This is a genomic window from Vibrio scophthalmi, assembly GCF_040869025.1.
Taxonomy (GTDB): domain Bacteria; phylum Pseudomonadota; class Gammaproteobacteria; order Enterobacterales; family Vibrionaceae; genus Vibrio; species Vibrio scophthalmi.
Genome location: NZ_CP134271.1, coordinates 1290701 through 1317505, shown reverse-complemented (window position 1 = coordinate 1317505; position 26805 = coordinate 1290701). Strand labels below are relative to the sequence as shown.

General features: G+C 42.9%; 19 protein-coding genes. 4 read left to right on the top strand and 15 right to left on the bottom strand.

Annotated elements, in window-relative coordinates:
- Positions 1–240: 240 nt before the first annotated feature.
- Positions 241–1188 carry an SPOR domain-containing protein gene (locus RJD38_RS05985; RefSeq protein ID WP_065545918.1) on the top strand — a complete coding sequence of 316 codons (948 nt, stop codon included), beginning with the start codon at positions 241–243 and terminating at the stop codon, positions 1186–1188.
- Positions 1189–1257: 69 nt separating this feature from the next.
- Here the strand turns inward: RJD38_RS05985 and RJD38_RS05980 are convergent, their stop codons facing one another.
- Positions 1258–4263, bottom strand: coding sequence for a hypothetical protein (locus RJD38_RS05980; protein ID WP_367971408.1), 3006 nt, complete (start codon positions 4261–4263; stop codon positions 1258–1260).
- A gap of 132 nt (positions 4264–4395) precedes the next feature.
- Here RJD38_RS05980 and RJD38_RS05975 point away from each other — a divergent pair, with 132 nt between their 5' ends.
- Positions 4396–5604: an IS4 family transposase gene (locus RJD38_RS05975; RefSeq protein ID WP_032073033.1), complete on the top strand. Its 1209-nt coding sequence runs from the start codon at positions 4396–4398 to the stop codon at positions 5602–5604.
- 541 nt (positions 5605–6145) lie between these two features.
- Here RJD38_RS05975 and RJD38_RS05970 read toward each other — a convergent pair.
- From RJD38_RS05970 to RJD38_RS05935, 8 genes are all read right to left on the bottom strand, one after another.
- On the bottom strand, positions 6146–7726 hold the full coding sequence (locus tag RJD38_RS05970) for a hypothetical protein (protein WP_065545919.1): 1581 nt from the start codon (positions 7724–7726) through the stop codon (positions 6146–6148).
- Between the two features lie 6 nt (positions 7727–7732).
- A complete protein-coding gene (locus RJD38_RS05965) occupies positions 7733–8302 on the bottom strand; it encodes an ECF-type sigma factor (RefSeq protein WP_065429557.1) in 570 nt (189 codons plus the stop codon).
- A complete protein-coding gene (locus RJD38_RS05960; RefSeq protein WP_065545920.1) occupies positions 8302–9762 on the bottom strand; it encodes a chromosome partitioning protein ParA in 1461 nt (486 codons plus the stop codon). Before RJD38_RS05960 ends, RJD38_RS05965 begins: the two co-directional genes overlap by 1 nt.
- Positions 9763–9782: 20 nt before the next feature.
- Positions 9783–11069: a serine/threonine protein kinase gene (locus tag RJD38_RS05955; RefSeq protein ID WP_065429554.1), complete on the bottom strand. Its 1287-nt coding sequence runs from the start codon at positions 11067–11069 to the stop codon at positions 9783–9785.
- A 213-nt stretch (positions 11070–11282) separates the two neighbouring features.
- A complete protein-coding gene (locus tag RJD38_RS05950) occupies positions 11283–13229 on the bottom strand; it encodes a methyl-accepting chemotaxis protein (RefSeq protein ID WP_065429553.1) in 1947 nt (648 codons plus the stop codon).
- A 292-nt stretch (positions 13230–13521) separates the two neighbouring features.
- Positions 13522–13896 (bottom strand): RidA family protein, encoded by a 375-nt coding sequence (locus RJD38_RS05945; protein ID WP_005594532.1) that lies wholly within the window; start codon positions 13894–13896, stop codon positions 13522–13524.
- 46 nt (positions 13897–13942) lie between these two features.
- Positions 13943–15130 carry a cystathionine beta-lyase gene (metC, locus tag RJD38_RS05940; protein WP_005594534.1) on the bottom strand — a complete coding sequence of 396 codons (1188 nt, stop codon included), beginning with the start codon at positions 15128–15130 and terminating at the stop codon, positions 13943–13945.
- Positions 15131–15141: 11 nt separating this feature from the next.
- Positions 15142–16377, bottom strand: coding sequence for a dicarboxylate/amino acid:cation symporter (locus RJD38_RS05935; RefSeq protein WP_005594535.1), 1236 nt, complete (start codon positions 16375–16377; stop codon positions 15142–15144).
- Between the two features lie 204 nt (positions 16378–16581).
- Here RJD38_RS05935 and RJD38_RS05930 point away from each other — a divergent pair, with 204 nt between their 5' ends.
- A complete protein-coding gene (locus tag RJD38_RS05930) occupies positions 16582–17211 on the top strand; it encodes a helix-turn-helix transcriptional regulator (protein ID WP_065429550.1) in 630 nt (209 codons plus the stop codon).
- A gap of 66 nt (positions 17212–17277) precedes the next feature.
- Here the strand turns inward: RJD38_RS05930 and RJD38_RS05925 are convergent, their stop codons facing one another.
- From RJD38_RS05925 to RJD38_RS05915, 3 genes are all read right to left on the bottom strand, one after another.
- Positions 17278–19533, bottom strand: coding sequence for a hypothetical protein (locus RJD38_RS05925; RefSeq protein WP_065431049.1), 2256 nt, complete (start codon positions 19531–19533; stop codon positions 17278–17280).
- Between the two features lie 337 nt (positions 19534–19870).
- Positions 19871–21226, bottom strand: coding sequence for a glutathione-disulfide reductase (gene gorA / locus RJD38_RS05920; RefSeq protein ID WP_005594539.1), 1356 nt, complete (start codon positions 21224–21226; stop codon positions 19871–19873).
- A 253-nt stretch (positions 21227–21479) separates the two neighbouring features.
- Complete coding sequence (locus RJD38_RS05915; RefSeq protein WP_065545921.1) at positions 21480–22319, bottom strand: 23S rRNA (adenine(2030)-N(6))-methyltransferase RlmJ; 840 nt, start codon at positions 22317–22319, stop codon at positions 21480–21482.
- Positions 22320–22581: 262 nt separating this feature from the next.
- On the opposite strand from RJD38_RS05915, the gene prlC reads away from it, so the two are divergent.
- Complete coding sequence (prlC, locus tag RJD38_RS05910; protein ID WP_009386758.1) at positions 22582–24624, top strand: oligopeptidase A; 2043 nt, start codon at positions 22582–22584, stop codon at positions 24622–24624.
- Positions 24625–24736: 112 nt separating this feature from the next.
- Here the strand turns inward: prlC and RJD38_RS05905 are convergent, their stop codons facing one another.
- The 3 genes from RJD38_RS05905 to RJD38_RS05895 are packed head-to-tail and all read right to left on the bottom strand — an operon-like array spanning position 24737 to position 26799.
- Complete coding sequence (locus tag RJD38_RS05905) at positions 24737–25192, bottom strand: DoxX family protein (RefSeq protein ID WP_065429547.1); 456 nt, start codon at positions 25190–25192, stop codon at positions 24737–24739.
- A 9-nt stretch (positions 25193–25201) separates the two neighbouring features.
- Positions 25202–25984, bottom strand: a complete 783-nt coding sequence (locus tag RJD38_RS05900) for a DNA-binding domain-containing protein (protein ID WP_065545922.1) — start codon at positions 25982–25984, stop codon at positions 25202–25204.
- Positions 25981–26799, bottom strand: coding sequence for a DUF692 domain-containing protein (locus tag RJD38_RS05895; RefSeq protein WP_231893169.1), 819 nt, complete (start codon positions 26797–26799; stop codon positions 25981–25983). Before RJD38_RS05895 ends, RJD38_RS05900 begins: the two co-directional genes overlap by 4 nt.
- Positions 26800–26805: the final 6 nt, after the last annotated feature.

Here is a 26805-nt window from a genome sequence, read left to right as displayed (position 1 = left end):
TCTAAGCCTAAGATTTATCTATTACAAACTCTCTACACTAAGGGCCGTATTAAATTACGGCTCTTTTTTTGCATTCACATTTTCTCAACAGTGAATCGTCAATAATGACAATATTTATTAGTTTGGGGAGATGCCATCGAATTAAAGCCACTGTGTCATTGTTAGGCTTTCTCAATCTCGATGTTGTGCATCACGTGTCGCCCGCCGTTAAATCAATAACAACTAAGGTCTGTTTACTATATGGATATTAAATTGCTGCCAGCATCAGCCAAGCCACTTTCAACACTCCTTTGTTCAGTCGCATTAGGTTTTATATTTTTTAGTCCAACCAGTTATGGCGAGCAATTTTTATGCGATGCCACTCAAAGCTCTGCGCAAGAGCTGCCATTGCTTGATAAATCTTGCCCAATTGGTAATGGTTTATGGGGTAAACAGCAACCTAAAGGCAGTGAATCGACCTTTTGGATCCAGTGTGGCGTGTTGTCTAAACCGCTGAGTGTCGATGAAGCCAAGGTGATCTATCAAAAGATCAGTACCGATGTGTGGGGCAAAATTGAAGGTCGTAATGCGCGTTGTTTGATTGGCCCATACAACGATTTTGCTCAAGCCACTAAAGAGCTCAAAGCGGTCAAAACGCTCAAACCGTATCAACAGGCTTTTATTCGTGAAGTGGTAAAGGGGGCTGCCGCGACGCCGAAAGCAGCAAAACCTATCGTTACTCAACCTACGGTCATTAAGGCCAATACAGATAAGAAAGTCGCAGAGAAAAAGCAATCGACGACGGTTATTCCTGCACCTAAACCGATCGCGAAGCCAAAACCGGCTGTTGCCGCGATTGTGCCAAAGCCCGCTGATACGCAAGTCACCATACGCCGCGAAGCGGTGATCAACGGCACGCAATATAAAGTGCCTTACATGATTTTTAGTGAGGAACAGTTTTACATGGAGTATGAAATGCCATGGAACCGTTTGAACTTTGAAGGTGCGGCAAAATTGTGCCAGCAGATCGGAATGCAATTACCCAATGCAGAGCAGTGGCAAACCTTGTTAGAGGCGAAATTGATGGTAGGCGAGCAATGGCCAATCCACTTGCCTTACTGGGGCGCTGAGCGTACCGGCTTATTTACCAACGGTAAAACCAACCATATAAAAGGCTCATCACTACTGAATGTGATGTGTGTGAATTGATGGTTTAAATATAGAAAATTAGACAAAAGCTAGCCCCGCGATAGCGGGGATAGCTTTACGATTTAACGATTAATCGTTATCAGATTCACCTGTCCATTTGATATTCAGTTTTACTGATTCTGCATATTCACGGTCACTTTCCTGTGCTGTACTGATAAAGCTGTAAACCTTACCAACTTCAACATTCGCTTGGGATAAGTCGAAATAAACACTAGCGTAATGATAAAGAGTTTCACCTGGATTATTCTCTTCATCATCAATTAGAGTGGTACAGCCACCAACGTAGCTGTTGTCTCCATCCGTCAACTGTCTAAATGCGTACCATTCGTTGTATGTTTCACATGTAAAGTCTTTGCCATCGGCATCAAAGTTTACATATGCACGATTTTGGTCAAGCGCTACGCTAACAGTAACTGGTTCCCAAGTATTGTCAGTGTCGGCAGGCATGTATATTTTTGTAAAACGTTTATCCCATGAGTCATTCGACAAAATGTTAATACTAGCTTCTGCTTCTGCGGCTTGACTGAAGTAGGTGTAGCGTTCTGCTTCATTATCACCGCGGAAAATGACCGTTTTAGCACTAGGAGCAATATCTATACTGGCTTTATCCGCAACAACTTCCAGAGTAAATTTTTCGATTTCTGAAGGCTTATCTTCTGATGGGAATGATGCGATTAATTTTTCATTTTCAATTACATAGCTGGCTCCTAAAACTTCTTCAGTCGGAGCGCTACAAGTTGTAAGGTTTGTCAATGTACGAGTATTGCTAAATACCTTGCCATCTTTATATAGTGTTGAATCACACCATACACGGGTATGATCGTAGCCACCATTTTCGTAATCATTGCCCCACTCAAGAAAATATAAAGGTTGCCCTTCAAGTGGATGGCCTTCTGATGGTGGTGTTACGTCCTCACCCGGCTGAACGTTTGGCAATGGGATCGCGACCATTTCTGATTCAATATCGTTATCATTGCCACCAAAAATGTTGAAGCCTTTTGCGACGTATAGCTTAACGCTATCAGTTGTTCTGGTTGGTGTTCCGTATAACGTTACTAGGCCGTTAGCATCCACCTCTACTTTTACACCATTGATTGGGTTTTCGGCATCACTATGGTCATGTTCAGCATAATTCGCGTAGTATTCAGCTGTACCGTCAAAGTCACCGAGGAATAGGCCGCTAATATCCAGTGTTTGATCGAATAGTTTGCCTACCTGCAGCTCATGAGCCCAGCTAGCAGCTTTATCATTCAGTTTTTTACGAGCGTCATGGTTAATCTCGATAGAACCTAATTCTGCTGATTGAACATCTGGCAGTTTGATTTGAATCATCTCTGATTCGATATCATTTTCGTCGCCACCAGAGAAATTAACACCTTTCGCTATGTATAAGATTACACCTGTTGCTTCTTTGGTCGGTTTACCTTTAAGAGTCACTAGACCTGTTGTTTGGTCGACAGAAACTTGTACGCCGTGGATCGGGTTTTCTGCAGGCTGATTATCATGAGCGGCATAGTGAGCGTAGTACTCAGTATCTCCACTAATATCGCTAGTGAATAATTCACTAACGTCTAATGTTTGATCAAATTCTTTAGCAACTTGCAACTCCCATGAGTTTACAACTTCCTGCATTTTTTCTTGCATACCAGGAACGGCAGTAATTGTACCTTCGGCAATCACAGGCAAAGTAAAGCCTGCTGGTTGTGATGTGATACGTGTTTTAACGTGTCCATCATTTGCAATGATAGTGAATTTTTTTCCAGCAATATGATCCGCTAAAGGACGTCCAGAGATAGTGATCTTGCCTGTTTGTTGGTCGTGCTTAGCGGTTAGGCCTGGGATTACAGCATTGATGTCGGTTGTGTAGATTAGGTTATCACCTTCACGGTCATCAAATAGCCCCATTAGATCTAATTGTTGTGAAAATTGCACACCTTGTTTTAGTTCCCAATTGCTGATCTGGGTTTGTAGTGAGGTTTGGTACTCATTACTTACAGTCGGTGCTGTATTGCTCAGCTCAATATCAATGACAAAGGCAACGCTCAGTTCGTTTAACGATGAGCCATTTGCTTCGTTACGATCTGAAGCCGTGAGAGTTACGATAAATTGCTCTTGAGAGAGTTGTAGACCAGCGGTGTCGATCGTTAACAGATTATTTTCTAATTTTACAGTTACGCCAGAACCGTTAATTGCGGCTTTTTCGACTGGTACGCTGATTGCTCCATCGCCAAAATTATCAACAAAAAGGTTTTCTGGCAGGAGAATGTCATGAGTAGCAGCGGTATTTTCTTGTAGGTTCAGTTCGGCAAATTGTTTAGCAACTTCGGCTTTGGCTGCATTATTAATTAGCAATTTAATGTTGGTAATAACGATAGAGGGTGCTGATGGGTCAATGACAGGTTTAGTATTAAGTAACTCATCAGATCCCATGTTCTTTTCGGTTACCAGTGCTTCTGAGGTATCTGCTGCTTTTTCCGTAATTGTAGCGGCATTTGTTGCGTAATCTGCAGGGTTTTTCGCTTTAGATTCTGTCAAAATTTGTGCTGTTTTATGCAGCTTAGCGCTTGCCAAATTAGTAGCAGAGTCTTTTACAAAGTCGGAGAATAGGTCAACTGGCTGTTCATCAGTCACGCCTAGGTTCGCACTTACTGCTGCTGTCGCAGCCTCAATATCTACACCAGATTTCTGCATTTCAATAGCAACAAGATCGGTTAGAGGTGAAATAACTGCGTTATCAATTGAACCATTAGTTGGCGCTCGGAATACTACCGAGTTCGCCATTGGTTGACCTTCATGATCCATATCAGTGGTATAGACATCCATGAAGTCAGAATATGTATCAATAGTAGAGCTAGCAGTAGCAAGCTTGATTGCAAGCTCCTTGCTCATCTCACCTGGAATAAGCGTTTTAAGTGCTAAATGGTGCGTGATTTTCACATCTTTTGATAGTGTAATTTGACCTTTGTTATTTGTTAGGCCAAATACAGTATCAACTTTCGGATCTAGTTTTCCGTTATCGTTAATATCTTCAAACACGACTGCATTTTTAAAGTAGCCATCAAAACCGGTGATCACAATGCCATCAGCTGCAGGTTGAGCGCTGAGGAATCCCCTAATGATTTTGATAAAAATCATAAATTTAAGGTAGATGCACATCTTGTCATGTGATCAAATGGTTCTGAGAAAAATCAATAACCAGACAACAAGATGTGCGAACTCGATATTTTACACGACTCTCTTTACCAATTCTGCCCTGAATTGCACTTAAAACGACTCAACAGTTTAACGCTGGCTTGCCACGCATTACTTGAATGTAAAACGCTCACTCTTACCGAACTTGGTCGTAACCTGCCAACGAAAGCCAGAACAAAACATAACATCAAACGAATCGACAGATTGTTAGGTAATCGTCACTTGCACAAAGAGCGACTCGCTGTATACCGTTGGCATGCCAGCTTTATCTGTTCAGGTAATTCGATGCCCATTGTTCTTGTTGACTGGTCTGATATTCGTGAGCAAAAACGGCTTATGGTATTGCGGGCTTCGGTGGCACTACATGGTCGTTCTATTACTCTTTATGAGAAAGCCTTTCCGCTTTCAGAGCAATGTTCAAAGAAGGCTCATGACCAATTTCTAGCCGACCTTGCAAGCATTCTACCGAGTAACACTACACCGCTCATTGTCAGTGATGCTGGCTTTAAAGTGCCATGGTATAAATCCGTTGAAAAGCTAGGTTGGTACTGGTTAAGTCGAGTCAGAGGGAAAGTGCAATATGCAGATTTAGGTGCGGAAAACTGGCAACCTATCAGCAACTTACATAGCATATCCTCAAGTCGCTCAAAGACTTTAGGCTATAAGAGGTTGACTAAGAGCAACCCAATTTCATGTCAAATTGCACTGTATAAATCACGTCCTAAAGGCCGAAAAAATCAGCGTTCGACACGGACTAATTGTCATCATCCGTCACCTAAAATCTACTCCGCTTCGACAAAAGAACCATGGGTTTTAGCGACTAACTTGCCCGTTGAAATCCGAACACCAAAGCAACTTGTTAGGCTCTACTCGAAGCGTATGCAAATTGAAGAAACCTTCCGAGACTTGAAAAGCCCAGCCTACGGTTTAGGCCTCCGTCATAGCCGAACTAGCAGCTCAGAGCGCTTTGATATCATGCTGCTAATCGCCCTAATGCTTCAACTGACATTTTGGCTTGCTGGAGTTCATGGTCAGAAACAAGGTTGGGATAAGCACTTCCAAGCTAACACTGTCAAAAATCGAAATGTACTCTCAACAGTGCGCTTAGGGATGGAAGTTTTGCGGCATTCTGGCTACACAATAACGAGGGAAGACTTGCTCGCGGCTGCAACCCTGCTTGCTCAAAATCTATTCAAACATGGTTGTGCTTTGGGGAAATTATGAGGGGATCCCTCAGGGTTGAGCGTCCGAACTATCTGAGCCGCCACAGCCTACAAGAGCAAGCGCTACTGACGTCGCTAAAAGTGACAATTTCACATTCATTATAAATTCTCTAAAATGTTGTTAAATAATTGTTTTTATTAAGAAATATTAAAGATCGGTATTATCCTTTAAAGATGAAAATACTGTACATCAAGAGCTGCTTTCAGTGTGACTCTCATCACAAAATGAGTAGGAGTTTTCTGACAGTAGGCCGGTGGTAGTATTGTTTTTGTCTTTTTTTTGGAACGCACATAACAAAATAAGACCAAGCAGTGAAGAATATTTCTTGTAAAACGGTTCAGGAAAGTGTGGTTTGCACAGTCCTTGTGACTTGTTAAGCCTGGACTACTGACGTTGTAGACCGATTAAATGTTCTTGCTGATTTAGTTGTTAATTGCTCAGCAATGGCCAGCATTTTTAATGATTTAGAGAGGATGATTCAAGGAACGGGATATGAAAAAAAAACCACAAAATAAATTTCATTTTTGTGGTTTTTGTAAGTTCAAGACTGGGGGGAGGTGTATATGAGATTTAATTTTATTTCTTCAATTTTATCTGCATATTGAGGTTTGGGCTTGAGGATATAACTGTAAATTTCACCATGAATGAACTCTTCGTAAGGTGTGTAAACCAGGTCAAAGGCGAGCGCGATTTGTTTAGTTTGATCATTGTTCACAAACTCAAAGCAATCCAAGGTGAATTGTGGATTGGTAGGGTTTGTAGTCGAAATAATATCAATATCATATTTTCCAGGGCCTGCGAGAACGCCATTTTCAAACCACGGTGCGACGCTGGCGCAACTTAGGCTGGTATTCAGGCCAACTAAGTTAAGGTCAGAATCGGTTGTCTCGCCATTTTCACCGGCAACTTGGTCTTTGTAGTCGTAGATGTAGTTGCCTATTTTCGTGATCATGAATTCTTCATCATCAATGGGCAGTAGGAAATCAAACCAGGCCATTTGAAATACGTATTGACCAGTGATGTTGTTAATGCGCTTTTCCATCATCACTTTGTTTTTCAGCATGGTGTAACTCTCAATATGTTTGCCTGAATCGACGCTCACAAAGTAATTGACGCTGTCCGGTTGCTGCACCGAGTCATATTGTTTCCGCAGCGTCCAGGTTTGTTGTGCATCAAAATGAGATAGGTTACTGGCCAAAATAATTTGATTACCCGAGATTTCATATTGTCCGATTGGTTTGAGTTTATCCTCTTCAGGACAATCGATTTTATTCGTTGATGCAGCAAAATAGACTTCTTGATTGGTGAATTTGAATGCTTCGCAGTAAACCACTTCGTACGTGGTTTGTTTTCCTGCCAGTGAATAAGTTGTCTCTAGCCGATAGAAAGTATCCCCTTCCAATGGATGTGAGTTATTGGTTGGTAGTGTCGATATAGGCAGATGAAAATGAGCAGAAACCCAACCGCTATCCTTTTCACTATCATGGGCATTATCTCGTGCTAGGATGGTTAGCGAACCTGATTGTGTTTGCGTTGTCGGCGTTCCAGATAAAAGCAGCACAGGATAGCCAGATAAGCGAATGCCTTGTGCTTGCAGTTCTATGCGGATAGAGAGCAAATCATTTTCTGGGTCTTCAAATAAACCGGCAATATTGAGAGATTCACGTACTGGTGCACCAATCGCCCAGCTCCACTGGTTAATTGTTGCCTGAATTTGTTGGTGAATATCATGATTAATGGTCGGTTTAGCGTTGCTTTCACTGGCGAGTTTGGGGTTATTGCTATTTGTTTCTTCTTGGTCTTTGTCGGAGTTTGCCAACCAGTATTCTGGTTGTATTTGGTTCGCCGTAAGATCGTCATTTGAGGATAAGTGTTGCTCCCAAACAGAATCATCATATTCCTCAGGGCCTGTCCCTTTTTCCGAATGGTTCTGCAATGACTTTTTATCGACGATTTCTTTGAGCTCTAACGAGTTGTTGAGATTGGATTTGTTTGTGTGGGTAGGAGATTCATTCGTTTTCCCATCATTAGATTGAGCGTTGAAGCCGCTGACTGGAAAAAAAGCGAATCCGCCAGTAATTAAAGCAATAGAGATTGCCACGACGATGATTTTTTTCTTCATTGGTTTTTATATCATCCGGGCTTGAAGCCAACTTTTAGAAAATTTGAGATCTTTCTCAATAAGGCTGCTGCTGCATTCTAATAGCTCACTGATTTCGTCATTTTTTAATCCCATCAAATACTTCAATTTTATCGCGTTTGATTGGCGTGGATAACGGAGGCTGAAACTATCCAAAGCTTGGTCAACCACTAAAATGTCTTCGAAGTTTTGCGACGGTGGTTGCTCCTTATCCACACAGTCTAAGTTTTGGCGCTTTTGAGCCAGTTGTGAGCGTGCGTTATCGATGAGCAGTTGGCGCATTACTTTTGCGGCCATTAAGTAAAACTCTCGCTGATTCGCAATGTCATCAAGACCACTTTTTGCTAGCTTTAAATAGGCATCGTGAATCAAAGCTGTGGTGCTGTTGACGCTATCGAGGAGTACCTTGTTTTCTTGCCCATATTTTCGAGCGCAGCGTTCACGTTCTTGCTGGGCAATTTTTCTTAATTGTAAATATGCAAATTGATAAAGCGTATTTTCCGCTTGTTTGTTGCCGCTTTGCCATTGGTGAATGATGGTTGTAATGGATGAGGACATTATTGAGTAACTCCAGTTACTTTGAAATATTCTGAAATTGCGTGCGTATTTAACTGATCTGAACCATCAGTCTGTTTGGTCACCGTTTGTTGATAGCGATAAAGAATGCCTGCATCCCAGTTTTTTCCAGCGGGTAGGTATTCCCATGTCGTAAAATTAGCTGGAGTGCCACTTTTTTGATTCCAGCGAACCGCGATATTTAATTGACCTATATTGGCCTTAGTTGCCGTGGGTGACACCCACCACATGTCAGCATATTGCTGGGTTTTATCGTTTTGATAAGCGTTTACATTCTCCGGGCAATGACTTGCTGACAGGGGCGTTGTTTTGACCGTGCCGTTTTTAATTAGCAGGCACATCTCGCTGATTTGGTCATCTTTATAAGTTGTTTCTTGCCAAATACCCTCATAAGGGATGCCAGAATGAGGTTTTTCTGGGTAGGTAAACCAAATTTCCTCGGTAAGATTGCGATGATGAATATTAACCGTTTGGCCTAATCCTTGAGTTTTTTCCATTAGTAGTAAAGTTGTGGGATCGAAATTTATCGCGAGAGAGCGATATTTCCAATCGCCATCATCATTGTAATCATCGATTGCAAAGCCATTTAAATCATTGCGAGTGCAACCTTTTTTTGCACAACCAGACACACCATAATCGTCGATCATCTCATGTGCAGGTGTGCGAACCACTTTTGCGTTAGGGTTTGGCTTGAGGTTACAACCATTGAACATATCACCGACATCCGGGTATTCAATGAGTTCATGGTTGGTGACTTTGTAGGTTATTTCACCAATTGGAGAGCGGTATTTAGGGTGATTTCTAAACCTCAAGTCATAAGCACATACGCGACCATAGTAATCTCGTTTTTTGATAATAATGTTCTTGAGTCGTTGGTTTAGCGGTGAATAGATAATTTTATCGGAGGCAAAGTGCTGCTCAATGTATTTCTGACTTTGGTTTAAATGTTCAACGGCCTCTTTGGTAGAAACCAGTTCAATATTGAGCGGTTTAACCATTTCACTGTTAAGTATGTTGAGATCTAATTGATTGAGGTTTTTTTGAAATTCAGGGTTAGCTAACAATTCACTGAGAAGCAGGATTTCTTGTCTATCCTCTGGGGTACTATCTAGTGATAGTAATAGGCGAGTCATATTGATGCTACGTGACGGTTTGGTTGAGGCGAGTGTTGGAGTGATCACTTCTTGGCTTGATAAGCGGCTAAGAAGGTAGCTATCTTCATCTTTTCCTAAGTAAAAACTGACGATATCGCCATCGGAAAATTGATAGGCGCCTTTATTGGTAATACCAGAAAGGTTTGAGCTTGTTTTATAAAATAATCCAGTGACAGGCGCATCAATAAAGTAGCCTGTACGAATGGTATTGTTTGCGGCAAATGCGCTGCTGCTTAATGAGCAAAGTGTTAATGCCGCTAAAGGGATGAGACTATGAGTATTGAGCATTATTTTTATGATTATTATCGTTATTTATCGGTCGTACGCTCTGATGGTGTCATCATTGCAAGTAACATTTTTTGTTTGATATGTTTTGGTATTTCAGGGTTGGACAATATTCGCCGTCTGGTTAAATCAAGCACCACACTTACCGGTAGGCTCTGCGCTTCCTGACTTTTGGCATCAAACATCATACTAGTCACTTCATAAATCAGGTTTTCTGCAACACGTTTTTCATGTACTAATTGTTGGTTTTTGCCAATAAGTACTGAGCTAAAAATGCTGGCAGAAAGCATCAATATCATCGCAAGTGAACTTGAAATAGGGTGGCGTTTAAATAGACGCTTGGCTGCGTAAGTCAGTTCTTTTTTACGTAATGAAATCGGAAGATTGAGCCGCATACACTCTATATCGAGTCGCAGTTGTGCGGCTGTTGAGTAGCGCTTATTTGAATCGTGTTGCGTTGCTTTTTTACAAATATAGTGAATGTCAGAGTTAGAGCTAACATCGGGAAACAGCCAGCGTAATAATTTTCCCAGAGAGTAAATGTCACTGGATGGTGAGAGAGAAAGCCCTGCTTTTTGCTCTGGGCTGGCATAGATATGACTAAACGCAAGAATTGGGTTCTTTGTATAGTCGAAGCTCTGCGTTAGGTTAAAGTCGATTAGCTTAGCGTGACCATTGTCATCAACAAGAATGTTTTCTGGTTTTAGGTCGCCGTGAATAATGGAGTGTGAGTGCGTATGCTCGATTCCACTGCATATTTGAATGAAGAGTTGCAGTTTTTCTTCAAAAGATAATATTTTCTGAGAATACAGTTCCGCTAAGCTGATCCCTTCTACTTGCTCCATTACAATATAGACTTGCTGATCATGCACGCCACCATCAAAAACTTTGGCTATATTGGGATGGCTGAGACGAGCGAGCAATTGAGCTTCGGCAAATAAAGCGCCTTCGTCAAAGATATAGGCTAGATTGCGATGAAGGAACTTAATCGCGAGTTTTTGTTCAAAACGTTTATCTGCACGACAGGCTGAATAGACTACACCCATACCACCGCGGCCAAGTTCATGTGTAATTAAATATTTATCAATTTGCTGAGATAAGAAACTTTGCTCTATCAAGCTCGTGTTACAAATGTTGAAGTTGAGCAGTTCGGTTAGGTGTGGTGAGTTTTCAGCTTCAACGAGTGGTAATACTTCAGCATAGAGAGAAGGATTCTTGAGTTGAAGGTCATCTAAATAGGCTTTTTTTTCATCAGCTTCAAGATCGAGAAGTTGATAGTAAACCTGCGTTTGGCTGAGGTCTGAATTCACTTTGCGCTATGTATTATATTTTTTTCGCTAGTGTATATAAAAATTGAGATTTTAGAACGATTTATATCTCAAATAGGCTGCCGTTTAGCACAAAAGGATGGTTTTTATTGGCGTCGATTTTCGCTATAAAAGTGACTTACTGAAAATCGACGCTATGCTTTTTCGCTTTCTGGTTATGCCAATCGTTTGTTCTGACACATCTTGGCAGAGAAATTAACTTATGCCCTTAAACCTCTCTACATCGGTGGTTAAGCCCTGCATTGAGTCAACAATCATTGTACTGGCTTGGCGGCTTTCATTGAGTAAGGTTTCACGCTGGTGGCCTTGCGCGACAATGTTTTCAATGTTGCTGCTAATATCATTCAGGCTATTGCTACTCTCTCGTGTTTCTTGAGCAATCTTGGCATTCATATCAAATAACTTACTCAGATCAGAGCGAAGATCCGTTAGAGATTCAGCGGCTTGTTGCTGCTCCGTCAGACTACTTTCACTGCTTTGTTGAATCGCTTCCATTTGCTGGGTTACATTGGCGGCGGCTGACATCAAGCTATTGATGATGTCTTGAATCTCGTTGGTTGAGTCATGGGTACGTTGAGACAAGCTACGCACCTCATCGGCGACGACGGCAAATCCTCGACCATGTTCACCGGCACGAGCGGCTTCAATTGCGGCATTTAACGCAAGTAAATTGGTCTGTTCTGAAATACCACTGATCACTTCAAGTACTTTGAGAATACGGTCAGTATGGGTATTAAGGTCGTTGAGATCCTGCTGACTTTTTTCCATGTCAGTTTGCAGCTGCAACGTGCTATTAACGCTGCTGTTCATGGTGTCTTCAGTGCGGCTTAGTGAGGTTTGGCCATTTTGTGAGACGGTTTTTATCTCATCGCAGAATTGGGCAAGGCCATCGAGCGCAACATTAATCTGTTGGGTTGTTGCGGCGATATTATCGAGAGATCCTTGTTGTTCTTCTGAAGCAAGGTTGACTTGATCAGAATTGGATTTCAGAATTTGAGCCGCATCAACGGAGCTTTTCGTCGTGTGTTTTACCTGCTGCATTGCACCTTTTAGACTATCGAGGAACTGGTTAAAGCGTTGAGCAACTTCGCCAATTTCTGCGTTGTCATTGACTTTGATATGTTGAGCTAAGTCGAGTTTTGAGGCGGTGTTCTCTATGCCTTCGGTTAATTGGCGTAGTGGTTGAATCAATGCACGAACTAACCAGAACATCACCACCAGTGCGATAGCCGCAACACTGAGTGAGATCGCCAGCGTTTTCCAAGCCATGGCGATCATGGGGGCCATTAGCTCAGAAGTTGGCAGTTCGAGAACCACAAAGCGCTGAATAGTAGGCACCCATTTTGAGGCGATAAAATACTCTTTGCCATTAAGGTGACGAGTATCCAATTGGTATTGTTGGCTCTTGTCGAGTAAGCCTGCTAATGCTGTTTGGCTATTATCGTTAGTGATAATGCTGTTAGGTGATGCCACATTTAAGTTACCAAGCTCATCAACCAGCAATGCATGGCCATGTTGCCCTACCGATTGGCTTTCAACAATTTCCACCATGCTGCTTACGTTAACCCCCAATCCCGCCACGACTAGTGGCTCATTAGAGTTGGGTTTATTTTGCTGGCTGCGGTAGTTAATAAAGAGGAATTTATTTCCATTAACCTCATCAAGATTAAGGTCGTACTCTTTATTGGTCGCCACAAACGCATCATAGAAATTACCGTTGGCATAATCTTGCAGTAATTGGCGTTTGAATTGGCCACCCGCTTCACTGAAGTATTCTTGACCGTAATCACTTTGTGCACTTAAAAATAGAATATCAGCATCAGAAACCGCTTTGATGTGACTAAAACTGTTGGTAATGACCGATGTATCTTCGACAAGATAAGGAGAATAAAGCCACTGTGCTACGGAGAGAGATTCTGTCAGTACGCGAGCATAGTTAATCGATGGGAGAAAAGAGTTGGTAATCTTGTCTCCTAAGCTATCCAGTTGCTGCGGAATGACCTGTTCTAACAAAGTTTGCTTTTGTTGATTGTAGTCATGATTCGCTAGATAAGAGGCAACACTTGAAACGCTTAACAGGGTTAAGAGTGAAAAACTGACGAAGATACGGGTTCGTATCGATAGATGGCTCCAATTGCGCATAAATTTGTCCTTAAAATCCATTACGTCGTTGCCGAATAAGGCATATGTAAGTAGGTGCACTTGGTAGTTTAAGAATGAAATGGCAATGGGAATATGACAAGTGAGAACTTTCGTAGCGATAATTGAATTGTCTCGCACTAAAGTGCTAGTTGTTGGCTTGTTTCATATACAGAATGTCGATTTGGCAAGTGTTTGTTCTGTTTGAATAAAATACTCTTTGATAGCGCAAGAACAAAAAAAAGCCACTAGGGGGTAGTGGCTTTAGGTAAATTCAGAAACTTACTAATAATAATTACAGTTCAGCAATCAGTTCGATTTCTACTAGAGCATCTAATGGTAGACGAGCGACTTCTACACATGAACGTGCAGGTTTGTGCTCACCAAAAAACTCAGCATAAGCAGTATTGAACTCAGCAAAATTGTTCATATCAGATAGAAATACCGTCGTTTTTACAACGCGATTTTTTTCACTACCCGCTTCTGCTAGCACAGCACTAATGTTGCGGAAGATCTGTTGTGCTTGGCCTGTTACGTCATCTGCAGCGAACTTCATTGTGGCAGGATCAAGAGGTAGTTGACCTGAAAGGTAAAGCATACCGTTTGATTTGATCGCTTGAGAGAATGGGCCAACAGCCGCTGGGGCTTGGTCTGAAAATACTACTTGCATGGAAACTCCGAAAAAGCACCATCGTGAGATGGTGCCAAAGTGATAATTAGTAAACGCGTTTGAAGCCGTTTTCTAGGTCTTCGATTAGGTCTGATACGTTTTCTAGACCAATGTGAATACGAACTAGCGTGCCTTCAAAATCAACAGGGTTCGCAGGGCGAATCGCGTTGAGCTCTTCAGGTTGGTTAGCCAAAATCAAAGATTCGTAACCACCCCATGAGTACGCCATTGAGAAGTGTTCAAAGTTGTCTAAGTACGCTTCTAGTTCTTCTTGAGTTAGCTTTTTATTCAGAACGAAGCTGAACAGACCGTTACAACCTTTGAAATCACGAACATAGAATTCGTGGCCTTTACAGCTTGGCAGTGCTGGGTGGTTAACCACGGCGACTTCAGGTCGCTCAGATAGCCATTGCGCGACTTCGATACTGGCTTTCTCATGTTGAGCTAAGCGAATGCCCATAGTACGTAAACCACGCATTGCCACGTATGCCGTGTCTGCGTCGACCATTTGACCCATTAGGTATGAACGCTCACGTAGGCGATCCCAGCAACGCTCGTTACTTACTGCGGTGCCTAGCATCGCATCAGAGTGACCAACGATGTATTTCGTCCCCGCTTGAATCGAGATATCAATGCCGTACTCAAGTGCAGGGAAAAGGATGCCAGCAGCCCAAGTATTGTCGATCATGATGATGATATCTTCTGAAACCGCACGAACGGCTTTCACAATACCCGGGATATCTTGTACTTCCATAGTTACCGAGCTTGGTGACTCTAGGAACAATACTTTAGTGTTTGGTTTTACTAGCTCAGCGATTTCAGCACCGATGGTTGGATCGTAGTAAGTGGTTTCGATGCCCATACCTTTCAGTACAATGTTGCAGAAATCTTGAGTTGGCTCGTAAGCCGCGCCTGTCATGATAACGTGGTCACCAGACTCAACGAATGCCAAGATAGCGTTTGAAACGGCAGCAGCGCCACATGGGTATAGGTAACAACCCGCGCCACCTTCTAGCTCACACATTGCATCTTGTAGAGCGAAGTGAGTCAAAGTACCGCGACGACCATAGAACAATTCACCTTTTGCACGGTTAGCCGTTGCGTGTTTCTTCTGTTGTACGCTGTCAAATACAAGTGAAGATGCGCGTTGGATCACTGGGTTAACAGAGCCTTGTAGGTAACGAGATTTACGGCCTGCGTTCACTAATTGTGTTTCAATATTTTTGCTTGTCATTGTTCTGTGTCCTATGCCAGTTGTTCAACAGGTTGAGATTGTTCTTGTTGTTGTGTTTCTTTACCCATAAAGCGTTCAACGATTTGTGTTGCGTTTAAGTCGTGTACTACGTTGAGAACCGTTGCTGGAGCATCACATACCGTACCGATTACAACCAGTACAGGGATCGCTTCAAGCGGTAGACCTAGCGTGGTTACGATGAAGATTTCACCTAGGAAAGCACCACCAGGAACACCACCGATGATGATTGCAGATAGCACCGCGATAACCATGGTCATTGCAAACACATCAAAAGTGAACGGTAGACCTAGTACTGCGTAGATGAAGACCACTTTGATTGCCGCAGTGATTGCTACGCCAGATTTGTTTAGGTTCACGAACAGTGGAATACAGATGTCGTAGATATCTTTACGGATACCCATGTTGTCTGCTGTTTTAATCGTTACAGGTAGTGTACCTAGAGATGAACACGTACCTAGTGCTGTAATAGAAGGTGCCGCCGCGTATTTCCAGAATTGTTTCACGCCATTTACGCCACCACCAATGTACGAGTAAACGCACGCACCAACGATGTAGTAAACCACCATGTAGCCACACAATAGGCCAATAACGGTTGCTAGAGGTGCAAGGATTGAGCTGTCTTGTGATGCCATAGTTGCCGCGAAGAATGCGCCTAGACCCACAGGAGCAAGTTTCATGATTAGGCCAACGATGTTCATTACGATTGCGTTTGCAGCATCGATAAGTTCAGCAATTTTTTTACCTTTCTCACCCGCTTGGCTGGTTGCGATACCGGCTAGAACCGACATGATGATCAGAGCAAGGATGTTTGATTTAGATAGCAGGCCAACAAAGTCATTGGTCGTGAACATGCTAACGAAATCCATGCCGCCATTGCCGCCAGTAAACTCTTGGCTAAGGTCGATCGTTACACCTTGAGAGATATCGAACATCTGAGCGATGCCCACGATACCCAGTGCAGGGAAGAAGGCCATTGCAATTGAGATGACCAATACAAGACCAAGAATTTTGCCTAGTTTTTTCAGGTCAGTCATGCTCGCAATTGAAGACATAACGCTGAGTGAAACCAGAGGAACGATCACCATGAAAAGAAGGTTTAGAAAGATTTGACCGATTGGTTTTACTTTGAGTGCCAGTTCTGGTGCCGCGATACCAAAGATCGCGCCAATGATGAGTGCCAATAGTAAGACTATTGATGAGCGGTACGGCTCTAGCTTTTTCCACATAATGTTTCACTCTTATTAGTTGTTAAATTTTGATAAAAAATTATCTTCACACTTATTATGGGGCGGATTATGGCGAATAATTTATACAAAAAACGTGATAATTATCGCTAAAATGAATGAATGATAGAAATTATTATAATTTATATCTTTATTTCACTGGTGTGTGATAAATTATTATAAGGAAAAATACTAAGGAGATGGGGCATGAATTATTTGTCATTGTATGAACCAATCGTTGATATGTTGGCGGATTTTTTAGGGCACGACGTTGAGGTGGTTTTGCATGATTTGCGCGACTTAGAGGCCTCGATTTATAAGATCCGCAATGGTCATATCAGCGGTAGAGTCGTTGGCGATCCGATTACCAACTTGGTGGCAAAGTCGATAGCAACGGATAAGTCAGTAGACTATGAGTGCAACTATGTTGGTCTATCGAAAGACAACAAAAAGCTAAAGTGTGCGACTTTTTATATTCGAAATGCGGAGAAAAAAATTGTTGGAGCGCTGTGCATTAACATGATGGTTGAGCAATTTGTTAATGCGAAGCGTTTTATAGATTCACTGCTTTCTGGTTTTCCAGAGATGACGGAAGAAAACCATGTTGATGAACATCTAGGTGTAAGCATTCCTGAGATGGTCGATATTCGTATCGAAAAAGTACTGGAAGCTTATCCGGTTGCGCTGGCAGATTTGTCGAAAGAAGACAAAATCACTATCGTGACCGATTTGAATAATGAAGGTATTTTCTTGCTTAAAGGCACCGTGGGTAAGGTGGCGCATAGCTTGAATATTTCAGAGCCGACGGTTTATAAGTACTTACAGCAGTTGAAGTGATTTTTTAGATAAACAAACCCTGCAATTTGCAGGGCTTGTTTTAGCAACAAAATATAGGAGTAAAAATTACTCGTATGAGCTATCACCATCAAATGTGATGTTCATATTGAATGTTGGATCTGCATCTGTTAATCCAATCATATAAACTCTATGAGTGCTTGGGTTGGCAAAATGTTCATTGAAGTCAAAGTCATAAGTTGCGTATTTGCGAGTTACACCATTAAGGGTGTCTTCTTTGTCATAACATTCATAACTTGATACGTCGCCGAATGAAAACCCGTCAAATGACGCTTGCAAATCATCACATGTGATATCGCCGTTCATATTTTCGAAGTACAAGTCAGCATCCGCAATACCAGTACCTGTATCATCTTCGTTTTTCATTTGAGCAGTAATGTGTAGCTCAACAAAATCATCGTAAATCTTTAATGTTGTGACTTGAGATAGATCATCCCAGTCGTCTATTGAACTTTGATTGATACGGTTTTCAGTTTCTTGTCGGTCATTAATCGCCTCAAACATCGAGATATAATTATCGCTATTAGTTCTTTGCTCAATACTTTGAACCATAAAGCGTGTCGACTCACCTTGTTCAGATGTGTGTTTGATTTCCAGCGTCATTGGGTCTTCACCATTTTCAAGAATGGTGATTATGTCCCCATCAATAGTGTATGTACCGCTTGATGCAGAAGACACGGGAGCACAACTAGAGGTTAGGCTTGCTGAATAATTTTCATCACCAAGGTAGAAGTTGCCATCTTCTAAGCGGAAGGAGACACAATGGCTAAGTGTTTCTGAACTGTCCCAATCTGGTGTTTCAATGAAGAAGAGATCTTTTTCTTCCAATGGGTTTAATTGTTTTTCCTTAATTTCTGGCACATCTAATGTGATTTTTTTTGATAGTCCATTTATCGTATCTGTTGCTGTTATCCAGATTTTAAAATCGATGCCAAAGTCTGCACTCGATTTTTGCGGTGTTCCAGTCAGTAGGAATTCCTGATTATTTTCATCTTTCGTAAGGCTTAGTCCATTAGATTCAAGACTTGAGCTGCCGATGATTTCCAAGTTATTTCCGTCAAATAAGTCAGAATAGGAAATAGTGAAAGCATCTTGAGCCGTTATTTCTGTGCCTGCAGTAAGGGACCAGCTAGCTATCTTGGATTGTAATAATTCAAGGTCACCTTTAACTTCGGGTTCAATGGCTTCACCTTTATCCACGTTAAGAGTGAAAATAGCTCGAGTACTATTGGTATGTGTTGAATTACCGACGAATACATTGATTTTGAATTCGCCCGCTTTGGCGATGGATTTTGTTGGGCTTACGCCGATGTTTAATTCAAACGTTTCGTTGTAATGATAAACCGCTTCAATATTACTACCGACTAGGCTTGATGAATCGATCTTAATTAGACCTGATTCTATGTTGGTATCTTTGTCATTAAATAGTTTGCTGAGGTCGATCTTTAGGAAATAGTCTGGCGAACCAAGAGTACCAAGCTCTAATTCAAGATTATCTAACGACTCTTGAATTTGTTCGTAAACTTCAGCATTAACGGTAGTTTTATATGTTGGTACTTCAATGACACTCGTATCACCATCAACTGGTGTAACAAAACTCGGGTCTTTAAGTTGGTCTTCGGTTAGTGTATCGACAACCTGCTTTGCTTCGTCAGCAATTTCTTTCGCTTTGGTTCCAGTGTTGTAAGCACTTTCATTTTGGGCTTTTGATGCAGTTAGAATTTGTGCTTTTTTATGTAGTGAGGAATCTGCATCATTACCACTAACAAAGTCGGTATAAGGGTTAAAGTTATCATCCTCAACACCACCATTGAGTGCTTTGCTGACTTCTGTGATTGCTTCATCTTCCGATAAAGCACCGTTATTTGCCATTTCAATAGCAACGAGATCGGTAATAGGAGAAATGACGTCTGAAGAGTTTGGTGATCGGAATACGAGATTATGTTCGACTGGCTGGCCAGGAAAGTCTGAGTCGACAGTAAATAGGTTGGTAGTTAACTCATTGGCTGCTAAATGTGAGTTAAATGTGCCATCACCATTTAATACTTGTAGCGCGAGAATACCATCGGGTTTTGTTGTGCCTACATTGAGTTGACCTTTTTTATCTGTTAGGCCAAGAGCTTTCTCTGAAATGTCCCAGGCGCCATTGTTGTTATCATCGATAAATACCACTGCATTTTCGAAGTAGCCGTCAAAGCCGGTAATAGTAACGCCACTATTTGATGATGAGCTATCATCATCTGATCCGCCACATCCCGCTAAAGCTAATGTTATTGACGCTGTAAGTAAGCTAACTTTATTCACGATTTTATCCTTAAATAATCGATTTTTAAGCAGCTGCATTTTTTATGACAGATTAGGATTGTTAATCCTGTAGATGTTTTTCCAGTTCCGTAGGTTAAAATGCAACAAGTTCGAAGTAAAAAACTAACACGACAATTGATGGAATATTATCTTAACGATTAATTTTTGTGATTTTTATTAAACTTTATGCTTATTTACAGCGGGGAACTTGGCTGAATTGATTTGTTGGTTGAATGCCTTGATAGAAAAAAGCCTCTTAATGCAAAAGTACTAAGAGGCTAAATGTGTTTTTATGACTTATCTAATACATAGCAATCTAAAGAGTCGCACTTCAGCCTTAGCGCATCGTTACAAATTCTTCGCTGCCTGTCGGGTGGATAGCAACCACAGAGTCGAAATCAGCTTTGGTTGCGCCCATTTTCATTGCTACACCAAAACCTTGGATCATTTCATCCACGGCAAAACCGATGCCGTGTAGACCGACGACTTTCTCATCATCGCCTGCGCAAACTAGCTTCATTTTGCATGGTTGACGGTGCTGCGTCACCGCAGTGTACATTGCAGTAAAGCCAGAGGTGTAAACCTTTACATTCTCTTTGCCGTAAAGCTCTTCCGCTTCTTGGGTGGTAAGACCGATAGTGCCGATTGGTGGGTGGCTAAACACAACCGTTGGAACCAGTTTGTAGTCCATCTTCGCGTCAGTTTTACCATTAAATAGGCGCTCAGAAAGCTGGCGACCTGCCTTAACGGCGACCGGTGTCAGCTCAATACCACCTTCCATGATATCGCCAACACAGTAGATGCCTTCAACATTGGTCTGCTGGTATTCATCCACTTTGATGTAGCCACGATCGTTGGTTTCAACACCCGTTGATGCAAGGTTGATTGCGTCAGTCGCAGGGTGGCGACCAATCGCCCAAATTAGGCTATCAACGTTTTGGCTTTCACCGTTTTCTAGATGCAGTGTTAGGCTGCCATCGGCTTCTTTAACCACTTCTTTTGGAACTGAGTGAGTATGTAGCGTTGGGCCTTCAGCGTTCATCACTTCAACCAGAGTATCAATGATCATCGGATCAAAGCTGCGCAGTGGTGATTCTTTACGGCAGAATAGATGCGTTTCGGTGCCAAGTGCGCTTAGAACACCTGCGATCTCAACGGCAATGTAACCTGCGCCGACAACGGCAACACGTTTTGGTTGCTCGGTCAGTTCAAAGAAACCATTCGAGTCGATGCCGAATTCAGCGCCAGGAATATTAGGAATGCTTGGACGACCACCTACGGCAATTAGGATGTGATCAGCGGTGTAAAGCTCACCATTTACTTCAACGGTTTTAGCGTCAACAAATCGTGCAAAGCCTTTAATGACATTCACTTTGTTGTTGCCCAAAACGCGATCGTAAGATTCATGAATACGACCAATATAAGCTTGGCGGCTTTCAATCAGCTTGCCCCAGTTAAGGCCTTTGTATTCAACGTCAAAGCCGTAATCTGGTGCGTATAGCTTCATTGCTTCAGCAATTTGCGCTCCATGCCACATCACTTTCTTTGGTACACAGCCAACGTTGACACAAGTACCACCAAGGTCTTGAGCTTCAATCAGTGCTACTTTAGCGCCGTACATAGAAGCACGGTTTGCTGATGCAATACCGCCGCTGCCGCCGCCAATACAAATATAGTCAAAATGAGTCGCCATTACTTTCTCCAATCATTGTTAGGGTGAGGCGAAATTGCATTGCTGTGTTGTGGATGCTGACTTATCCCAAGCAAGCTAACCCCGTATCCCTATTTAAATTTGTTTCCTATAAATTCTATATTGAGGGCGGATTGGTTGAACTCAATCCACCCTCACAGATTTTGTTGTGAGCTGCTTAGCTTTTATTAAACAATGACGTGATTGTTTCGTTTTTGATGAGCGTGCCAGCAGGCTCTAACTTTGTGAGGTGTGCTTATTCCGGCACAACCCAATCAACTTTCCAATGGCCTGTTGCTGGTGCAATCGCCTCTTGTAGGAAAGGTAGAATTTGTTTCATCTGGTTTTCTAGCATCCATGGCGGATTGATAACAATCATGCCCGATGCCGTCATACCACGTTCATTGGTGTCTGGAGAGACACCAAGTTCTATATTTAGAATCTTGCGAATGCCAAGACCTTCTAAACCTTCTAGCATATCTTCAATATCGCAACGATTAACCACTGGGTACCAGATTGCGTAGATACCGGTCGCCCAACGTTTGTGACTTTGGGCAATAGCCTGTACTACATCGCGGTATTCTTTGGCTAGCTCGTAAGGTGGATCAATCAACACTAAACCGCGACGCTCTCTTGGCGGTAAGCTTGCGATGAGTCGTTTGAATCCATCTTCTTTGTAGATGCTCACTTGGCGATCACGATGGAATTCCTGTTCTAGTAATGGGTAATCGCTAGGGTGTAACTCAGTGAGTACCATGCGGTCTTGTGAGCGGATCTGTGCACGAGCGACACGAGGTGAGCCCGGGTAATAACGCAGCATTTCACCGTTATTGAGTACGCGAATTGATTCAATGTAACTGCTGATCTCTTCTGGTAGATTCGCCTGGTCCCAAATACGTGCGATCCCTTGCTTGTATTCGCCGGTTTTCTCAGACCATTCATGGGTTAAGTCGTAACGACCCACACCTGAGTGTGTATCGTGGTACACAAACGGTTTGTCCTTTTGCTTCAGTGCATCAAGGATAAGGCTTTGAACGATATGTTTGACAACATCAGCGTGGTTGCCAGCGTGGAAACTGTGGCGGTAACTCAGCAAGGGATACTCTCGAAATGGTCATGTAGACCATGGTCATTGCAATTAAGATTATGGCTTATTATATACCCAAAACCGGTCGAGATGCTTGTATCAAGCAGTAAGAAAGCAACAAGCGATCTGCGGCACGTTTGCATCAAGTTGTTAGCATAATCATCAAGGTGACTATTGAAAATCGCTTAATCTACCTATATTTAGTTAAGACGTAACTATTACATAAAAGACGAGCTCGTCAGTTCGCTTTGCGCAACAAAAGGAATGCTTTATGTCCAATCCGCTGCTAACTTTTACCGATTTACCGCCGTTCTCGCAAATTAAGCCTGAACATATTAAGCCAGCTGTCGAACAAGCCATTAGCGATTGCCGTGACAAAATTGAACAAGTGTTGGCGGGCAATACAGAGCCAACATGGGATAACCTCGTTGCACCAATCGAAGAAGTTGACGATCGTCTTAGCCGTATTTGGTCTCCTGTGAGCCATATGAATTCGGTGATGAATAGCGAAGCTCTGCGCGAAGCGTATGAAAGTTGTTTGCCATTGCTGTCGGAGTACGGCACTTGGGTCGGACAACACAAAGGCTTGTTTGAGGCTTACAAAGCGATCAAAGCTAGCCAAGCGTTTGCCGATTTGAATCAAGCAGAGCAAAAAACCATTACTGACGCATTGCGTGACTTTGAATTGTCAGGCATTGGCTTACCCGTTGAAGAGCAGCGCCGCTACGGTGAAATCAGTAAGCGTATGTCGGAGCTAGGTTCGCAGTTCTCAAATAATGTGTTGGATGCCACCATGGGTTGGACCAAGCATGTTACTGACGAAAAAGAATTGGCAGGCATGCCTGAGTCGGCATTAGCAGCTGCACAAGCCGCGGCCCAAGCTAAAGAGCTTGATGGTTATCTGCTGACACTCGACATTCCGTCATACCTACCGGTAATGACTTACTGTGATAACCAAGCCCTGCGCCAAGAGTTATATGAAGCTTACGTTACCCGTGCATCGGATCGCGGCCCGAATGCAGGCAAGTGGGATAACAGCGAAATCATCGCAGAGAAACTGAAACTGCGTCATGAAATAGCCCGTATGCTTGGCTTTGCGACTTACAGTGAAAAATCGCTAGCGACGAAAATGGCAGAGAACCCAGAGCAAGTCCTTGGCTTCTTAAACGATCTGGCGACTAAAGCGAAACCACAAGGTGAGCGTGAAGTCGAAGAGCTACGTCAATTTGCTAAAAGCGAGTGCGGTGTAGAAGAACTCAATCTTTGGGACATCGCCTACTACAGTGAGAAACAAAAACAGAACCTATTCCAAATCTCAGACGAAGAATTGCGTCCTTACTTCCCTGAGCAAAAAGCAGTAAGCGGCTTATTTGAAGTATTAAATCGCGTCTTTGGAATGACAGTCACTGAGCGTCAAGGTATCGATACCTGGCATGAGTCAGTACGTTTCTTTGATATCTTTGATAGCGAAGGCACGCTACGCGGTAGCTTCTATCTTGATTTGTACGCTCGTGAACACAAACGTGGCGGCGCGTGGATGGATGATTGTCGTGGTCGCCGCATGACCTTATCTGGCGAACTACAAACGCCAGTGGCCTACCTAACGTGTAACTTCAACCGTCCAGTGGGCGATAAGCCTGCGCTGTTTACTCACGATGAAGTCGTCACCTTGTTCCATGAGTTTGGTCACGGTATTCACCATATGCTGACTCAAGTTGCGACGGGTGCAGTATCGGGTATTAATGGTGTTCCTTGGGATGCAGTTGAGCTGCCAAGTCAATTCTTAGAGAACTGGTGCTGGGAAGAAGAGGCGCTTGCATTCATCTCTGGCCACTATCTAACCGGTGAACCATTGCCAAAAGAGATGTTGGATAAAATGCTGGCGGCGAAAAACTTCCAGTCAGCGATGTTTATTCTTCGTCAACTCGAATTCGGCTTGTTTGATTTCACTCTACACACTGAATACGAACCAGAAGTGGGCCCTCGCGTTTTAGAAACGTTAGCTGAAGTGAAAAGCAAAGTGGCCGTGCTGCCGAGCTTAGAGTGGAACCGTTTCTCACACAGCTTTAGCCATATTTTTGCTGGTGGTTACAGCGCGGGTTACTACAGCTATCTATGGGCAGAAGTGTTGTCTTCGGATGCATTCTCTCGTTTTGAAGAGGAAGGTATCTTTAACCAAGAAACCGGTAAGAGCTTCTTGAACAATATCCTTGAGATGGGTGGCAGTGAAGAGCCTATGGAGTTATTCAAACGCTTCCGTGGTCGTGAGCCGGAAATTGATGCTTTGCTACGCCATGCCGGTATCATCGCCTAATCCTGTTTACTCTTCGTATTTGAGTTTTTGTAGGATTTACAATTAAACAAAGCCTTCCATTTGGAAGGCTTTTTGCTATTTACTGCTATTTAGCCTCGGAAAAATGTGAAAATTAGCTTTGTAGCTTGTATTTGAGTAGTTTGTCGAGAGAGAGAGGGCCAGCACCCCATACCACAACAACCATGATCATTAAGCCCCACAACTGATGGTCATAAAAGCCTTTCTCCCACAACAATGGGTAAGAAACCACGGCGATAATATTAAAAACGAATAAGATTGCCGCCATTGGGCGAGTCAGTAATCCTAAGGCTAAAAATACGGGTAAGATTAACTCTGCTGCTGTGCCCATGTACGCGGCCATTTGCCATGGAATTAACGGGACTTGGTACTCATATTCAAATAGATAGAGCGTACTGTCCCATGATGAGATTTTGATCAGCCCTGAGTTGAAAAATACCCAAGCCACCCATAAGCGGCAGAATAACAATAGCAGTGGTACAAAAACGCATTGGAGTTTAGCAATCATCGCGTCGTAATGGTTGAGCCAATTCTTTACAGTGGTTGTCATTATGCTCTCCTAGTGATTCTGTTCAGTCGAGTTGTCGATGGGGGACGTTAGGGAAAAACCGGCGATGACACCCAGTTCAATAATCGTGTTTAATGAGCTCAGTAATGACGGCTCAATATCAGCCAGCGGTATGCTTTTGTATAGTTGCTGAATGAGCAGAAATTCGGGATTGGTTAGAGCGAGCCCTTTGGCTAGCCCCGTGTTTGTTGTGACGATAACACCTTGCTCGGCTAGGTTGATGTCTAGCCCTTCTATCTCATTTTTCTGCACTGCGTGATGCAGAGAAAAAAGCGCATACTGACTTGAGAAAGGGAGTGCCGCTGGAGATAAATGAAAACAGATGTGTGCATGTTGCTCAGGAGAAAGGGCGCTCAGTTGTGCAAGTGGCCTCAATGAGAGCGATTCTACGTTAGCATGACGTTGTTGACTGATATCGAGCGTCCATTCAAAACGAGCAACCTCGGCACAATAAGGCGCAGCTTGCATCACGGCATCAAAGTGCAACAGCGTTTGATCGAAATGCTCACCATATTCACTGACATCCCCTTGGTTCAATGGGTTGTCCAGCACATGTTGGCGAGCAAGCTGTAAAAAGCACTCTTCTCCCAGCAATGCTTGCACGGTCGGATAGGTGATTTGCAAGATTTCGCTTAAACCGACAATAAAATTATTGCGGTAAATCTGCATTCGTTCATCGGCGGTGAATGCATCACTGCTAATGTTGCAAGCTTCTCCGCTCGATTGATAGTGCAGAGCTTTGGCAAATTCATTTTGTAGCGCGGCTAAATTCATGATGCTTTCCTTGACTGAGTCGTGCTTTGTGTTGTCGCCAAGGTATTGAGTATCATGCTGGCTTTACTCGCCTCATGAATTAAAACGTCGGGCGTTGGAATGTCGAGATCCCATTCAATTAAGGAATGACGAGCGCCATGCTCGGCTGACCATTGACTAAACAGTTGCCATACCTCATCGCTCACTGGACGGCTGTGGGTATCAATCCAGATTTCACCTTTATCCAATTGTTTGATGGTAAAACCGGCCAAATGAATTTCATCGACGGCGTCGGCGGGGATGCCCGCTAAGTATGTTTCACTGCCAAAACCATGGTTGAAGGCAGAAACATGAATATTGTTGAAATCGAGCAGCAAGCGACAACCCGTGCGGCGATGCACTTCGGCCAGAAAATCCCATTCGGCAATTGTTGAATGAGCAAATTTGACATAGCTAGAAGGGTTTTCAATCAGTAACGGCCTTTGCAGTGCATCCTGCACTTCAAGAACATTGCGACAAAAGACTTGCAACGCTTCTTCGGTATAAGGGAGAGGTAATAAGTCATTGAAATGATGACCACCATGTTCACTCCAGCTTAAATGATCGGACACAAGGAGTGGCTCGACTTGTTTCACCAGTGCTTTTAACTTGGTCAAATGCTGCGCACTAATGCGCCCGACACTACCAAGTGATAAGCCGATGCCGTGACAGCTTATTTGGTAGCGCTCACGCAAAGTGAGAAGCTGTTGTCTCGCGAGAGAATGAGGTTGGAAATAGTTTTCGCTGTGGATTTCTAACCAAGAGAAGTGCGCAGGCTCGGAGAGAAAAAAATCCATGTGAGG